The 14,982-nt window shown below is 61.8% G+C and carries 13 protein-coding genes; 6 read left to right on the top strand and 7 right to left on the bottom strand.

Annotated features, from left to right (window positions below; translation table 11 throughout):
- Positions 1 to 11 precede the first annotated feature (11 nt).
- The 4 genes from ACZ1HH_RS04335 to glnE all read right to left on the bottom strand — a co-directional run bounded on the left by ACZ1HH_RS04335 (position 12) and on the right by glnE (position 4,795).
- Entirely contained in the window at positions 12 to 1,229 is a 1,218-nt protein-coding gene (locus tag ACZ1HH_RS04335; RefSeq protein WP_472635962.1) for an RSP_2647 family RNA methyltransferase, read from the bottom strand.
- Positions 1,230 to 1,334: 105 nt separating this feature from the next.
- Positions 1,335 to 1,475, bottom strand: a complete 141-nt coding sequence (locus ACZ1HH_RS04330) for a hypothetical protein (protein ID WP_166485537.1) — start codon at positions 1,473 to 1,475, stop codon at positions 1,335 to 1,337.
- A gap of 196 nt (positions 1,476 to 1,671) precedes the next feature.
- On the bottom strand, positions 1,672 to 1,977 hold the full coding sequence (locus ACZ1HH_RS04325; protein WP_044026703.1) for a hypothetical protein: 306 nt from the start codon (positions 1,975 to 1,977) through the stop codon (positions 1,672 to 1,674).
- The gene (gene glnE / locus ACZ1HH_RS04320; RefSeq protein ID WP_487320441.1) at positions 1,949 to 4,795 is read right to left on the bottom strand and encodes a bifunctional [glutamate--ammonia ligase]-adenylyl-L-tyrosine phosphorylase/[glutamate--ammonia-ligase] adenylyltransferase; all 2,847 of its coding nucleotides are present in this window, start codon (positions 4,793 to 4,795) and stop codon (positions 1,949 to 1,951) included. Before glnE ends, ACZ1HH_RS04325 begins: the two co-directional genes overlap by 29 nt.
- A gap of 636 nt (positions 4,796 to 5,431) precedes the next feature.
- Between glnE and ACZ1HH_RS04315 the strand changes: the two genes are divergently transcribed.
- From ACZ1HH_RS04315 to ACZ1HH_RS04300, 4 genes are all read left to right on the top strand, one after another.
- Positions 5,432 to 5,887 (top strand): DUF2852 domain-containing protein, encoded by a 456-nt coding sequence (locus ACZ1HH_RS04315; RefSeq protein ID WP_472635960.1) that lies wholly within the window; start codon positions 5,432 to 5,434, stop codon positions 5,885 to 5,887.
- A 68-nt stretch (positions 5,888 to 5,955) separates the two neighbouring features.
- On the top strand, positions 5,956 to 6,387 hold the full coding sequence (locus ACZ1HH_RS04310; protein WP_011538228.1) for an RDD family protein: 432 nt from the start codon (positions 5,956 to 5,958) through the stop codon (positions 6,385 to 6,387).
- 173 nt (positions 6,388 to 6,560) lie between these two features.
- Positions 6,561 to 7,385, top strand: a complete 825-nt coding sequence (locus ACZ1HH_RS04305) for an arginyltransferase (RefSeq protein ID WP_168610537.1) — start codon at positions 6,561 to 6,563, stop codon at positions 7,383 to 7,385.
- A 5-nt stretch (positions 7,386 to 7,390) separates the two neighbouring features.
- On the top strand, positions 7,391 to 7,774 hold the full coding sequence (locus tag ACZ1HH_RS04300) for a VOC family protein (RefSeq protein ID WP_011538226.1): 384 nt from the start codon (positions 7,391 to 7,393) through the stop codon (positions 7,772 to 7,774).
- Positions 7,775 to 7,986: 212 nt separating this feature from the next.
- Here ACZ1HH_RS04300 and ACZ1HH_RS04295 read toward each other — a convergent pair whose 3' ends face one another.
- The 3 genes from ACZ1HH_RS04295 to ACZ1HH_RS04285 form a co-directional block, all read right to left on the bottom strand.
- On the bottom strand, positions 7,987 to 10,341 hold the full coding sequence (locus tag ACZ1HH_RS04295) for a TRAP transporter large permease (RefSeq protein WP_472635959.1): 2,355 nt from the start codon (positions 10,339 to 10,341) through the stop codon (positions 7,987 to 7,989).
- 16 nt (positions 10,342 to 10,357) lie between these two features.
- On the bottom strand, positions 10,358 to 11,305 hold the full coding sequence (locus tag ACZ1HH_RS04290) for a TRAP transporter small permease subunit (RefSeq protein WP_472635958.1): 948 nt from the start codon (positions 11,303 to 11,305) through the stop codon (positions 10,358 to 10,360).
- Positions 11,306 to 11,442: 137 nt separating this feature from the next.
- The gene (locus ACZ1HH_RS04285) at positions 11,443 to 12,528 is read right to left on the bottom strand and encodes a TRAP transporter substrate-binding protein (RefSeq protein ID WP_011538223.1); all 1,086 of its coding nucleotides are present in this window, start codon (positions 12,526 to 12,528) and stop codon (positions 11,443 to 11,445) included.
- A gap of 296 nt (positions 12,529 to 12,824) precedes the next feature.
- On the opposite strand from ACZ1HH_RS04285, the gene ACZ1HH_RS04280 reads away from it, so the two are divergent.
- On the top strand, positions 12,825 to 14,249 hold the full coding sequence (locus tag ACZ1HH_RS04280; RefSeq protein WP_487320394.1) for a cache domain-containing protein: 1,425 nt from the start codon (positions 12,825 to 12,827) through the stop codon (positions 14,247 to 14,249).
- 77 nt (positions 14,250 to 14,326) lie between these two features.
- Positions 14,327 to 14,971: a response regulator transcription factor gene (locus tag ACZ1HH_RS04275; RefSeq protein WP_472635957.1), complete on the top strand. Its 645-nt coding sequence runs from the start codon at positions 14,327 to 14,329 to the stop codon at positions 14,969 to 14,971.
- Positions 14,972 to 14,982 lie beyond the last annotated feature (11 nt).

The following is a 14,982-nucleotide window of genomic DNA, read 5'->3' as shown; positions in this document are numbered from 1 at the left end:
GGTCAGAGACCTCAGTCGAGCCGGAAGAACACGGCCTTAAGATAGCCGCTCTCGGCCAGTTGCGGCATTTGCGGATGGTCCGCCCCCGCATAGCCGGTGTGCAAGAGCTGTCCGCGACGTCCGCCCTTGCCGATCCCGCGTGCAGACGCATTGCGAAAGCGCGTCAGATCCGCAGCATGCGAACAAGAACACAAGCCCAGGTAGCCGCCGGGCTTTACCAGGGGCGCGGCCAGTTTCGCGACCCTCTCATAGGCGCGCAAACCAGCCTCAAGCGCTTGTTTTGAGGGCGCAAATGCGGGCGGGTCACAGATCACCACATCAAACTTTGCGCCTTCTGCACCAAGCGCTGCCAGCACGTCAAAGGCATCGCCTTGACGGGCGGTAAACCTGTCGCCGTGGCCGGAGGCCGCGGCGCCCGCTGCCGCAAGATCAAGGGCTGCCGCAGAGCCATCGACACAGGTCGCCTGCCCTGCGCCCGCCGCCAGCATCGCGAGGCCAAAGCCGCCCACATGCGAGAACACATCAAGGACTTCGGCCCCCGGCGCTACCAGACGTGCGGCAAAGGCATGGTTGTCACGCTGATCGTAAAACAGGCCGGTCTTCTGCCCGCCGGTGAGATCCGCCATATAGGTGGCACCATTCATCACCACCGGGACCGGGGCCTCAGGTGCGGCACCTTTGAGCACCGCGTTTTCATCATCAAGCCCCTCAAGCCCACGGGTGCGGCCCGAGGCGTTCTTCAGGATCACCGTGCAGCCCGTCACCTCGCCCAGCGCCTGTGTCAGCGCCTCAAGATGAGCCTCTGCCCAGGCGGCATTTGGCTGGACAACACAAGTCTCGCCAAAGCGGTCAATCACCACGCCCGGCAGCCCATCGGCCTCGGCATGGACCAGTCGGTAGAAAGGCGCGTCATAAAGCTGGCCACGCAGAGCTGCGGCGCGCGACAGGCGCGCGGCAAACCACTCTGCATCAATCAAGGCCTCCGGGTTGCGATCGAGCATCCGGGCAATGATCTTGCTCTCGGGATTGACGGCCACGAGGCCGAGGCTGCGGCCTGCTTCATCCTCGAGCACCGCGAGGCTGCCGGGCGCGAGCTTCTTGGTGCGCCGGTCAGTGACCAGTTCGTTGGCATAGACCCAAGGAAAGCCGTGGCGGATCGCACGGGCATTTGACTTGGGTTTCATTTTGACGCGCGGGCGCGCGGGCGGGGTCAGGGAAGCGTCTGTCATGGCCCCACATAGCGCGTCTCCGTCGCTGCCCCAAGTGCGAAAACGCCGTTCCCTGAGGTCGAGGTCAAGTTCCGGTCACAGCAGGCGGAGCGACCGATGCCGAGATCACTCGGGAAACGGCGCAATCGCAGGGGCGATCAGGGTCAGAGGCTCGGAAAAGGCATTGCGGCTTGGCTGCTCCTGCGTGCTACAGGCGGCCAGTGTCAGGGCCAGAAGGCCTGCGGAAACAATAGATGTAAGGCGCACGATGATCTCCCTAATACCCGGCAGCGCTCGCTGTCCACATCTGCGTTGTGGCGGGTAAACGGGGCGGAAATCTGGCGCAATCCGTACCTTTTAAGGAGTTGTTAACCTTTCGACACTGCACCCCTTCCCCTTGAGGGGCAGCACGCGCGCCCAAACCAAGTCGGGCGCTCAGGGGTGGTGCTGTGGCGCGTTCGAGTTAATCCTCAAACGGAGCCCGCTCGCGCGAGCGCCAGCCGCCGCGTCGCTTGGGGCGCGCTCCCCCCTGCAGACCATCGCGCAAGACCTGCGTCATCGGGTGATCGGGGAACGCCTCGCCGTAGTGCGCCAGAAGCTCCGAGAGCGCGGCCTCCGTGTCCAGATCGACGGGGGTCGACAGGGCCCAATCCAGAAAGATGCTGCGGCATTGCGCGCCATCCAGCCCGTCCATGCGATAGGCTTCGCGAAACAGGCCCTTGGGATCCAAAGACGCGCGGTCAGCTGAGGGGGGTGTCATCTTGGTCATCGTTGCTCTGGGACTCCGGCTCTTGTGCGTCAGGGTTCTGCGATACAGGGCCAAGCGCGGCCTCGATGATCGCGGCCGCCTCGGCATAGGCATCTTCCAGCGCCTGTTGCAGCAGGGAAAGATCGTCAAACCCGGTGCTGCGCAGCAGGAAGGCCGCCCCCCCTTCGCCGCGCACCGCCCCATCTGACCCTTTCCCGGCAATCAGCCGCGTGGCGCCTTGCACCGACCAGTATAGCGCATATGAGCGACGCAACCCTTGAGCCTGCGCGTCACTTAACCAGCCACTGGCGACACCGGCGCTGAGCCCTTCGGCAACCGCGCGCGTGGACCGCCCGGCCAGAAGCGTCCCGGCCTGCGCGATAAGTTCGATGTCGAGCATGCGTCCGGGGCCGGTCTTGGCGTCCCACACCCCCTCGGGGGCTTTGGCCGCGGCCAGCCTTCGGCGCATCTCGATCACCTCCGAGAGCACCTCCTGACGGCTGCGGGGTTTTGCGAGGAAGGCGCAGCGGAAGGTCTCAAGATCGCGGGCCAGCGTCTCTTCGCCTGCCACCACCCGGGCGCGGGTCAGGGCCAGATGCTCCCAGACCCAGGCGTCATGTTCCTGATACTGAGTAAAGCTCTGCCAACTAGTTGCCACTGGCCCCTGATTGCCCGACGGGCGCAGGCGCATATCGACCTCGTAGAGCCGACCTTGGGACATCGGCGCACTCAGCGCTGTGACCATGGCCTGCGTGAGGCGCGCATAATAAGGGCGCACCGCCAGCGGGCGTTTGCCATCGGAGCTGTCCTCATCGAGTGGGTCGTAGATCATGATCAGATCAAGATCAGAGGTGGCCGAGAGCTGCCCCGCGCCCAAGGAGCCCATGCCGAGAATGACACAGCCCCGTCCGGGCATGGGGCCATGTTTGCTGGCAAATTGCGCGGCCACCTTGGGCAGCAGCGCGGTAATCACCGCATCCGCGAGATCCGCATATTGCTGCCCGGCGGTCTCGGCCCCGATCAGCCCGCGCAGGTGATGCACGCCGGTGCGAAAATGCCATTCGCGGTGCCAGCGCCGTGTCAGATCCAGTTGCCGTTCATAATCCCCCTCGCCATCCAGGGCCTGTTCCAGGTCTGCAATCAGCCAGTCGCGTCCGGGCCATTCTGCAAAGAACCCGCCATCCAGCACCGCGTCAAACACCGATGCGTTGCGTGACAGGTGGTTGGCAAGCGCTGGTGACGTGCCAACGATGTCGACCAGAAGATCAATCAACTGCGGATTGGCCTCAAAGAGCGAAAACAGCTGTACCCCAGCGGGCATCCCGGCCAGAAACCCATCCAGCGCCAAAAGCGCCTCTTTGGGGTTGGCGGTGCGGGCGAGACGGCTCAGGAGTTCGGGTTTGAGACGTTCAAACACCCGCGCACCACGATCCGAGCGTAGCGCCGGGTAGCTGGGCCAACGCGCGATCACCGATTGGTCGAGTGCCTCGGGCAAGGGCTCTGCGGGTTTCGCGCTGCTGCCCGGGGCAAAGAAATCCTCGGTGAGGCGATGCACCTCAGACAGCCGGTCGCGCAACCCGCTCACAAAGGATTCAGCCTCGACATCCATGAGGCAGGCCACCCGCGACAGCCCCTCTTGCGAGGTGGGCATGCGATGAGTTTGCGCGTCATGCACCATCTGGATGCGGTGTTCGATTTCACGATGGGCGCGGTAGTGACCGGCCAGGGTTGCGGCCACCTCCGAGGTGATCCACCCCGCTGCCGCAAGCGCCTCCAGCCCCTCGACAGTGCCCCGCACCCTGAGCGACGGGTCGCGCCCCCCCGCAATGAGCTGGCGGGTCTGGGTGAAAAACTCGATCTCGCGGATGCCCCCGCGCCCGAGTTTCATATCGTGTCCCAGCACGGTGATCGGGCCGCCGGTGCCTTTGTTTTCACGAATGCGCAGGCGCATGTTATGCGCGTCCTCAATGGCAGCAAAATCAAGATGCCGCCGCCATACAAACGGAGTGAGGGTCTTGAGGAACGCCTCGCCCGCCGCGATGTCGCCAGCACAGGCGCGGGCCTTGATATAGGCGGCGCGCTCCCAGGTTCGGCCAAGGCTCTCGTAGTAGTGCTCGGCCGCCGCCATCGCCAAGGCAACCGGCGTTACCGAAGGGTCCGGGCGGAGCCGAAGGTCGGTGCGAAAGACATAGCCCTCGGCGGTGCGGTCATTGAGGGCGGCGCTCATGTTGCGGGTGGCGCGCACCATGGCCTGCCGCGCATCCAGAAAATCATCCCGCGCGAAACGAGTCTCGTCAAAGAGACAGATGAGATCAATGTCAGAGCTGTAATTCAGCTCGTAAGCGCCCATCTTTCCCATCGCAAAAACACTCATGCCGGCGGCGGTGGCGATGTCTTCTTCGCCCATGCCGGGTAGTTTGTTGCGCTTGATCAGGAGCGCAATCTCGGCCTTGAGCGCCACATCCACCGCCAGTTCACCAAACCGGGTGAGCGTGCCTGTGACCTCTTCGAGCGGCCAATGCCCGGAGAGATCGCATAGCGCACACAAGAGGGCGATCCGGCGTTTGCCCGCGCGCAGGATGGATTTCACCTGATCGGGTGGCGCCGCGCGACAGGTTTGGAATTCAGCGTCCCGAGCGGCTTCGGGGTTCAGAAGCGCCCCCTCGAGCCACGCCTGCTCGGAGCGGATCAGAGTATTGAGATAGGGGCTGCTGCCCGCAGTCCCCCCAAGGAGCGCCTGAAACTCAGGAGAGAGATGCGCAAATTCCGCAACCACCTCGGCGCTAATGGCGGGATCAAAGGGTCTGGGGCAACGGTGCAGTTTGAGCGAATGAGACAGCGATTGAGACATGGCGCGAGACTGTGTGTCCTGCTCCGGTGCGTCAATCCCAAAACGCCGCCTGCGCGCTTGTGCCCGTGTGCCAAAAGCGCATCCGTAGGGCCAGACCTCAGCATGCGCGGTGCCGGTATAAGACCGCCCCGCCCGGGGGCCGCGAACTGCCCTTCGCTCAAGTTGCTCACGAGTTCGTGAGCGTCCGTGAAACAATTGTTTACGGCGATTTTCGTTCTGCGCTTTCGCAACTTCTGGTTTTGGGGTAGAATTGTAGGGTGGTCACGTTCCCTTTTCGGGGACCGAGTGATGCGATTAAGAGTTGCCCGTCTGCCCAGATCTGATCTGGCGGTGCTACGGTATGTTACCGGAGATAGGGTTGGTAGTGATGACACAAGGTTTGGGGCGCGTGGCCGCACCCTACTCCACTCGTCAAAATCGGTTGACGCCTTTGGCGTTTTCTTTCCGCTATCACATTCCCGGCCATCTCCCCCATCCATCCACACATGTTTTTCCCTTCAAAATCAATGCCCCTCAAAGTAAATGTGAAAAACATTTACATGCGCCCTTGAAGGCACTGGCAGCGTTGCACATATCGGTGATGTAAATTGAATTCACATTCAACCAGCACCGTGGAGACCCAGAATGACCAGTTACTCGACCAATCTGCCGCCGACCCCGCAACAGGGCTGGCTCGCCCGAAGCGAATCCTGGCTCGATTCTAAAGGCAAAGGCGCGTGGATCGCCGCAATGGTCCTTGGCTTTGTCTTCGTCTGGCCCGTCGGCCTTGCAATCCTCGCCTACATGATCTGGAGCAAACGCATGTTCAATTCTTCCTGCCGCCGCCGTTCGACCCATATGCACCGTGGCTTTCATGCTATGAAAAGCAGTGGTAACAGTGCGTTCGACGCCTACAAAGCCGACACTCTGGCGCGGCTTGAACAAGAGCAGACCGATTTCGAAGCCTTCCTCGGCCGACTACGCGCCGCCAAGGACAAAGCTGAATTCGATCAGTTCATGGATGAGCGCGCCGCGCGCCCCGACGAGGCCAATGACGCAGACGACGAGCCCCAGGATGGCGCTCGCCCGTCCAAAGCCTGACACCATCACTCCCTGCCCGGCTCCCCCCGGGCAGCATCCCCCCACCCTGCCACTCTCAGGAGCCCCGAATGACCGCCCTCCCCGATCCAGACTTGCAGGCCGAGTTTTACTCCGGCGTCACCGCCAAGCGTCTGTTTGCCTTTTTGATCGACACCGCGTTGATCTTTGCCATCGCGGCGGTGATCGTCCCCTTTACGGCGTTTCTGGGCCTTCTGGTCTGGCCGATGCTCTATCTGACCGTGGGGTTTGTCTATCGTGTTGCAACGCTGGCAAACGGGTCGGCCACCTTGGGCATGCGGTTTTGTGGGATCGAATTGCGCGAACACTCCGGCGCCCGGCTCGACGGCGGCAGCGCGCTTTTGCATACCGTGGGCTATACCGTCTCTATGGCGGTCCCGGTTCTGCAGATCATCTCGATCCTGCTGATGCTGACCACCGCGCGCGGTCAGGGCCTGAGCGACCATCTGCTGGGCACCGCGATGCTGCGCCGCCGCGCCTGACGCAGCCTCTGATGCGGCCCCGCACCCGCCCTCCTTGCGCGTTAATCCAATTTGCACAAGGAGGCTTGCCAGCACCGGGTCGGTCGCTATCATCACACATTCAACGACACTGATGCCGGGCCGTCCAAGAGGGACGGTCCTTCCTACGTTTACGAGAGCCGCTGACCTCACATATGCGCCACACTCTACCGATCGCTCCTCAGTTCTATGTGACTGCGCCGCAGCCCTGCCCCTACCTTGAGGGCCGGATGGAGCGCAAACTGTTCACCTCGCTGCAGGGCGACGGTGTGGAGCAGTTGAACAACTCGCTCAGCCAGCAGGGCTTTCGGCGCTCGCAGAATGTGCTCTACCGTCCTTCCTGTTCCGACTGCTCGGCCTGCATGTCCGCACGCATCAGCGTTGCCGACTTCAAACCGACCCGCAGCCAGCGCAAGACGCTCAACCGCAACCGCCACCTGGACCGGCGCGCCACCTCGCCCTGGGCGACCGAGGATCAATACGCGCTGTTTCGCGACTATCTCGACCAGCGCCACGCCGACGGTGGCATGGCGGATATGGATGTCTTTGAATATGCCGCCATGGTCGAGGAAACCCCGATCCGGACGCGGGTGGTGGAATACACCGACTTGGACACCGATGCGCTCACCGCTGTTTCACTCACCGATGTGCTCGAAGACGGGCTGAGCATGGTCTATTCCTTCTACGCGCCCAACCTTCCGCAAAACTCGCTCGGCACCTTCATGGTGCTTGATCACATCGAGATCGCGCGCGAGGCCGGGCTGCCCTATGTCTACCTGGGCTACTGGGTCCCTGGCAGTCAGAAGATGGGGTACAAGGCCAAGTTCTCCGGCCTTGAAGTCTATTTCGGCGGCGAATGGACTCCCTTGAAGGACCCCGAAAGCTTTACCGCCGAGGATCACCCTCTCTCTACCGCGCCGGTGGCCGAGCAGGTGGCCAATATCCAGCTGCCGCAGGGCACCTCCCCCAAAAAAAGGTAAACCGCGTGCAATTTCTCCACGCCGTCTCCCTTGTGGTGCCCGATTACGACGCGGCCATTGCGTTTTACTGCCAGACACTTGGCTGGACCCTGGCCGAGGATGTGGATCAGGGCCGCAAGCGCTGGGTGCGCATTCTGCCGCCGGGCGCCACTGCGGGCAGTCTGATCCTCGCACGCGCCGAGGGCCCTGCCCAGGAGGCCGCCATCGGCAACCAGTTTGGCGGACGGGTCGGGCTCTTCCTGGCAACGGATGATTTCGCCCGCGATCACCGCGCCATGACCGCCGCCGGTGTCCTCTTTGAGGAGGCCCCGCGCGTTGAGCCATATGGTACCGTTGCAGTCTGGCGCGACCCTTTTGGCAATCGCTGGGACCTGATCCAGTTCGCCTAGGCGCCACCTCGCCTGCCGTCCCGGATCTGCACAACCTGTGTGCGGGGCCAAACCGCCCTTCAAGGGCGCTCTCTACCTTTTTCTAACTCAAAATATCCCGGGGTGAATTGGCCGCAGGCCAAGAGGGGCAGCGCCCCTTGCTCTTTCAGCACAATAAAAAAGGCCCCGCACACAATGGCGGGGCCTTTTCTGTTTTGGAACCTACTGCGCGATCAGTTCGGGATCAGTGACGGTACAATGGTCACGATCGAGGGGAAGAACCACAGGATCGCCAGTCCAAGCACCTGGATCAACACGAAGGGCAACACACCACGGTAGATATGGCCAGTCGTGACCTCCCTCGGCGCCACGCCGCGCAGATAGAACAGCGCAAATCCAAAGGGCGGCGTGAGGAAGGACGTCTGCAGGTTCACAGCCACCATGATCGTCACCCATTTGGGATCAAAAGATCCACCATAGATCACCGGGCCGACGATGGGGATCACGATGTAGATGATCTCCAGGAAGTCGAGCACAAACCCGAGGATGAACAGCACGAGCATCACGATGAGGAACACGGTGAGCTCATTGTCAAAGCTCTTCAGGAACTGCTGGATATAGTGCTCGCCCCCAAAGGAGATCACCACCAGGTTCAGCAGCTGCGAGCCGATGAGGATGGTAAAGACCATCGAGGTCACCTTGGCGGTTTCCCGCACGATCGGTGTCATCACCCCGCCTTTGAAGAGCACCCAGATCCCGTAGAGCAGGCCAAAGAGCGCAAACAGATAGCACGAGTAGGCAAAGAAGAATGCCGCGTAGCTTTCTGCGGGAACCACATCCTGATTGATCCGAAGGTCAAAGTTCATGCCGGTGAGGATCGCCAGGATCACCGCGAAGGTGGCCCAGATGATGATATTGCCGGATTGACCCTCATCCTTCAGGCGACGGTAGGCCGCGAGCATGATGGCGCCACCGGCCCCAAGCGCCGCAGCGGGCGTCGGGTTGGTGATCCCACCCAGGATCGAGCCCAGCACCGCCACGATCAGAACCAGCGGCGGGAAGACCACCCGGATCAGATCGTTACGGGCACAGCGCGCCGCCGCTTCCTTGCAGCCATAAAGCGCAAGCAGGACAGGCAGCAGCATCCACGCCACCGTGGCCGAAGCCGAGGTGGTCGGTCCAATCGCGATCACATCAATCAGCGCCAGCAGCAACAGACCAATGGCACCAACGATCAACGGCTTGGCATCGCGCGACGGCGCCACGCCACGGCCCACGGCCAGCGTCAGCCCCAGAAGCACGATGATGGTCGCAATACCGGTGCCGATGGGCGCCGCATTGGCGATCTTCCGCTCCAGCGCCTGCGCCAGCTCTTCTTCAGAGAGCTTGGTGGCTTCAGCCACGCCGCCCGCCGCATCGATCTCGACCTGCTCAGCCACGGCGGCATCCCAGGCTTCCTGACCATGCAGGTCAATCATCGCCGCCTGACACTCCGGGCCCACGTTGGTGCGCAGGCTTGCGGTTTGACCCGCATCAGAGAAGGCCGAAACGGTGATGTTCTGGCTGCCCACGAGGTTCACGCTGTTCAAGAGCACCGTGCCAACGATCAGAGCCGCCGGAACGCCGAGGAACCATGTGAGGCTCTCTGCGCGGGTGATCGGCTCTTCATTGGCAGCACCCATCTGCACGGCAGGAGCCTTGTGCGGATTAAGGAGCGCGTAGCCAAAGGCATAGAGCGCATAGAGAAGCGCAAGCATGATGCCCGGCAACAAGGCCGCCTGGAACAATGTGCCCACGGACACAACCGCAGGCTCGCCAAGATACGTTAGCGCATCCGTACAGCCCGCTTCCTGCGCCCGGTTTTCCTGCGCGGTGGAGTAGAGATCCCCTGCGAGCGTGCCCAGAAGAACGATCACGATCGAGGGCGGAATGATCTGACCAAGCGTCCCCGAGGCTGCAATCACACCTGTCGCCAGTTCCGGCGAGTAGTTGTTGCGCAGCATGGTCGGCAGGGCCAGAAGCCCCATGGTCACAACCGTTGCGCCCACGATCCCGGTGGACGCCGCAAGAAACGCGCCCACAACCACGATGGACACAGCCAGACCGCCCGGCAGCGGGCCAAAGACACGCGCCATGGTGGTCAGAAGGTCGTTTGCGATCTTGGAGCGTTCAAGCGTGATGCCCATCAGAACGAACATCAGCACTGCCAGCAGCGTCTCGATGGAGGCGCCGGCCAGAACCCGCTCGTTGATGCGGTTCACGATGAAGGAGACGTTGCGGTCCATCGCAACTTCCCAGCCCTGCGGGAACACAGGCTCTGCGATCCTTGGCAAGTCCGGGTATCGGAATACGGAAATCACATCCGGCTTCACGCCGGAGCTGACGATATCTCGATAGGCCTGACTGGAGGTGTCAATGGCCTGGTGGATCAAAAGCCCCGCACTGTCGAGCGCGGCAATTATCCCGAAGGAGATGACCCCGGCGCCCCCGATGGCAAAGGCCACCGGAAAGCCCGAGAGAATGCCCCCGAAGAGGCAGAGAAAGACGATGATTAGGCCGATTTCGACGCCATCAAGTCCGAATAGCATGGGTGCTGTCCCTTAGTTAATGAGCGCCTTCATAGGCTTCTTCGCCTTCGCCAAGCGTATCTTTGTCGAGGTATTTCCCTTCCGACTCTTCGCCTTCGATATATTCGAGGAGAGAGCGGTAGAAGAACGCCACCGCATGCAGGAACACGAGGCCCGCAAATGCGACCAGCAGGATCTTGAAGAGGAAATAGCCGTTAAAGCCGTTGGGCGAGAAGCCGATGGTCTCCACGTTCCAGCGCAAGGCGCGCGCTTTCATGACCAGACGATCCAGCTGGTCGGAGGCGGAGGGTTTTGGCACGATCAGGTGACGCCACAGGAAGTACCATCCGTACATCCAGGTGATCACCGCCATGGGCATCATGAAGATCAGCGCACCAACCATGTCGACCACGCGTTTGGCGCGATGCGAGATGCCCGCATAGATCAGGTCAACGCGCACATGGCCGCCCTGCACAAAGGTGTAGGTGACACAGAAACACACGACGAGCGCGTTATAGAGCTTTAGCTCTTCTGCGAACCACGAGATGTCCTTTTCCAGCGCGATGCCGAGCCCGAAACTCATATCGGGGCGGGCAAAGACGCGCTGCATGAACACGATGATGATCTGCTGCAGGACCATCAAGAGACCGGCCCAGGCAAAGAAGCGCCCCAAGGTGTTGGCAAAGCCCTCAAGCCCGCGCACCATCGCCCACATGAAGCCACGGTAATAGATGCCGAGCCCCGTGAGGACGAGGAGTGTGGTGAAGACCACAAAGAAGAACTCGACCGAACCACCATAGTAGACAAAGCGCATCACCGATGCCTTGTCCTCTGGTGTGCCGGCCCATGTCAGCCAGTCGAGCCACAGCTCGGGATGGGTGACGGCATAGCCGATGTTGTAAAAGGCGCCAAATACGTTTGAGGCGAGCCACCAAAGGAAGCCGCCAATCGCGCCAAAAAAGGAAATACTCATGTCGTCCTGCATGGCTCCCCCGGAAGTTCAAGCAGGCGGTCGGGCACGTCTTTGCGCGGAAGGCTCCGGCGACGCTCGTTGGACCGCGAGTGCAAAAGAGATCCCCCGCATCTGGCGCGGGGGATCCAATTCAAGCGAGAGGTCCGGGATTAGCCCAGAACGCGGTCGCGCTGAGCCACATAGGTGCCGGAGGACTGGTTGATCCAGCCGGAGGAGGCTTTCATGGAGGCCATGGCGCTGTCGTAGATCTTCTTGTAGAGATCGTCGCCCATGTTTTCCTGGTGCACTTCCATGGAGGCCTTGCCGAAGGCATCCCAGACGGAGTCGGGGAATTCCATGACCTTCACGCCACCGGCTTGCAGACGCTGCAGCGCTGCACCGTTGTTGGCGAGGAACTGGCTCAGGTTCCACTGGTGTGCTTCGGCAGAGGCGATCTCGATCACCTTCTGCTGACCCGGTGTGAGGCTCTCGAACACGTCGCGGTTGGTCGCAACGGAGAGACCCGCACCCGGCTCGTGGAAGCCAGCGGTGTAGTAGGTCTTGGTGATTTCCTGGAAGCCCGCTTTCTCGTCTGCCCAGGGGCCGATCCACTCGGTGCCGTCGATCGCACCGGATGAGAGCGCCTGATACACTTCGGAGCCGGGGATGTTCTGAACGGATGCGCCCAGTTTACCCAGAGCTTTACCGCCGAGACCCGGCATACGGAACTTCAGACCGTTGAAGTCGTCGGGGCTGTTGATCTCCTTGGAGAACCAGCCACCGGCCTGCGCGCCGGTGTTGCCGCCGAGGAAGGACTTCAGACCAAAGATCTGACCCAGCTCGTCGTGGAGCTCCATGCCGCCGTCCTGGTAGTACCAGTTGGCCAGTTCCTGCGCGGTCATGCCGAAAGGCACGGCGGTGAAGAACGCATAGCCCGGGTGCTGACCCACGAAGTAATAGTCGGCACCGTGGTACATGTCGGCCTGACCGGCGGTCACGGCGTCAAACACCTCGAATGCGCCAACGAGTTCGCCAGCGGCTTTCAGGTCAACGGTCAGAGCGCCGTCGGTCATGGCGGTGATGCTGTCTGCCACGCGCTGCGCGGAGTCATGCACACCAGCAAGGCCACGGCCCCAGGTGGTAACCATGGTCAGGGTGCGGTTGCCCTGTGCGTAGGCCGGTGCGGCGAGAGCTGCGGATGCGGCGGCTGCGGAGCCACCGATTGCGGATGTTTTCAGAAAGGATCTGCGATCCATGTTTTTGGTTCCTCCCAAAACGTGTGGCCACCGTGGGTTAGGGGATCCCCCGTCCCCGTGGCCGCCTTACAGTCCCAACACCCTAACCGGACCACCAAACATGTGAATACCAAGTACTACGTAGAAACGCCGATTTTTTGAGCCATCCGGGCCGCAATCGAGGGGATCGGGGCACTCTTCACTTGCCTTTGGCCTGCGCCCGGCCGTTTCAGGGCTTTGATTCTCGACCTCAGTGCCGTAACGATTCGAAACGGCCCCGTCGCCGCTCCCGATGGCCTTTTCAGGAACCAGAAACGATGATCCGGCGCATGTTCCGCCCGAATTACGCCCAAAAACTGTCCCTGCTGGCCACTTTGCCCTTGATCGTGGCCTGCCTGTGCATCGCGACCCTGGTGGCCTATCAATCCCGCGCCATGGCTGAACGCGAAATTCAGGTGCTGGAGCGTCAGTTGATCGAGGCCAAGAAGGCCGAACTGCGCAACTACGTCACCCAGGCCCGCAACGGCTTTATGCATATTTATGGCCCCGCCGCCCCGGACGACACCGAGGCCAAGCGCAAGGTCACCCAGATCCTGAGCGCCATGATCTACGGCCAGGACGGGTTCTTTTTTGTCTATGATTACGATGGCACCAACCTGGTCAGCCCGCGTCAGACCGAGTTTATCAACCGCAACTGGGCGGGGCTGACGGATGCCAATGGCGTGCCTGTGGTCAACACTTTCATCGACATCGCGCGTCAGGGTGCTGGCTGGCACAGTTTCATGTGGGAAAAGCCCTCCTCCGGTGAAGAGGCGCAGATGATCGCCTATGTGGTCGGGCTTCAAGACTGGCAATGGGCAGTGGGCACCGGGGTTTTTATCGACGATGTGATCGCCTCGATTGCCAGCTCGCGTCAGGAGGTCGAAAACCGGGTGCGTCGCACATTCCTTTATATAGGGGCGATCACCCTTGTGGCGTTGATCGCGGTGTTTGGCTCGGGGATGCTCCTCAACATCCGCGAGCGGCGTCTGGCCGACGCCAAGCTCAAGGAGCTCACGCAGCGGGTCTTTGATGCCCAGGAAGAAGAGCGCGGGCGGGTGGCGCGAGAGCTCCATGATTCGATCAGCCAGTTGCTGGTCGGGGTACGCTATGCGCTGGAAACCGTCAGGCGGCGCATCGGGCGGGGCGAATTCGAAACCACCGCCGCGCCGCTCGACAAGGGCGTCGAAGGTCTTGCGACCGCCATCACCGAAGTACGCCGCATCAGCCGCGATCTGCGCCCCGGCGTGCTGGATGATCTCGGGCTTGGCCCCGCGCTCAAGGCGCTGACGGATGATTTTGCAGCCCGCACCGGGATCGAAACGGATTTCACCACGGTGGTCTTTCGCAACCGTCTCGATCAGGAGGCCAAGATTGCGCTTTACCGGATTGCCCAGGAGGCGCTCACCAATATCGAGCGCCATTCGGGTGCCACGCGGGTGACGATGGATCTGCGCGGCCATGAAAACGGCGCCACCATGCGCATCTCTGACAATGGCTCTGGCCTGCCCACCGAAGAGGAGCGCAGCCGCTCAGGGATTGGACTGCGCAACATGCAAGAGCGTATGGAACAGCTTGACGGCACCCTGCGCATTCTGTCATTTCGCGCAGGCCGCGACCGTGGCACAGTCATCATCGCCAGCCTGCCCCTGAGCCACCTGCTCCCGCCGGGCGACGAGCTTGCAGCGCATCGCCTGCCCTGAGAGCCAGCAGGACACAGCAGATGCCAGGGAGGGCCTCTGATGGAGAACGCCAGACCGACAACATCGGGAGACAAGAGATGAATGGCCCAATCCGCGTTCTGATCGTCGATGACCACCCGATGGTCGCCGAAGGGATCCAGTCGATCCTCGAAAGCTACGGCGACATCGAAGTGGTCGGGGCCGTCTCAAGCGGGCGTGAGGCCATTGCCCGCGCCGAGGCGCTCGTGCCGGATGTCATCCTGATGGATCTCAACATGCCTGATGTGGGCGGCCTTAGCGCGACCGAGATCATTCAGGAACGCTGCCCTGAAATCCGGGTGCTGATCCTGTCGATGCACGACAGCCCGGAATATATCTCCACCGCCCTCAGCCACGGTGCGGTTGGCTATGTTCTGAAGGATGTCCAGCCCGAAGAAATCAAGACCGCAATCGACGCGGTGATGCGCGGCGAACGATACCTGTGCACCGGCGCCGCCGGGTCGCTCTCGCCGCAATCCCAGACCAGCCGTGAAGCGCTCACAGGGCGCGAGCAGACGATCCTCTTGGAACTGGCGCAGGGCAAATCCAACAAGGAAGTGGCGCAAGCGCTCGACATTTCCGTGCGCACGGTGGAAACCCACCGCAAGAACATCAAGCGCAAACTTGGGATCTCTTCGACCGCGGGGCTCACCCGCTATGCGCTGGAACACGGTGTCCTGCAAGGCACCGGCCGCGGTATCTGATCCGTAGGGCC

It is taken from the genome of Epibacterium sp. HA2-3 (genome assembly GCF_055693725.2).
This window is presented reverse-complemented; position numbering and strand designations above follow the sequence as displayed.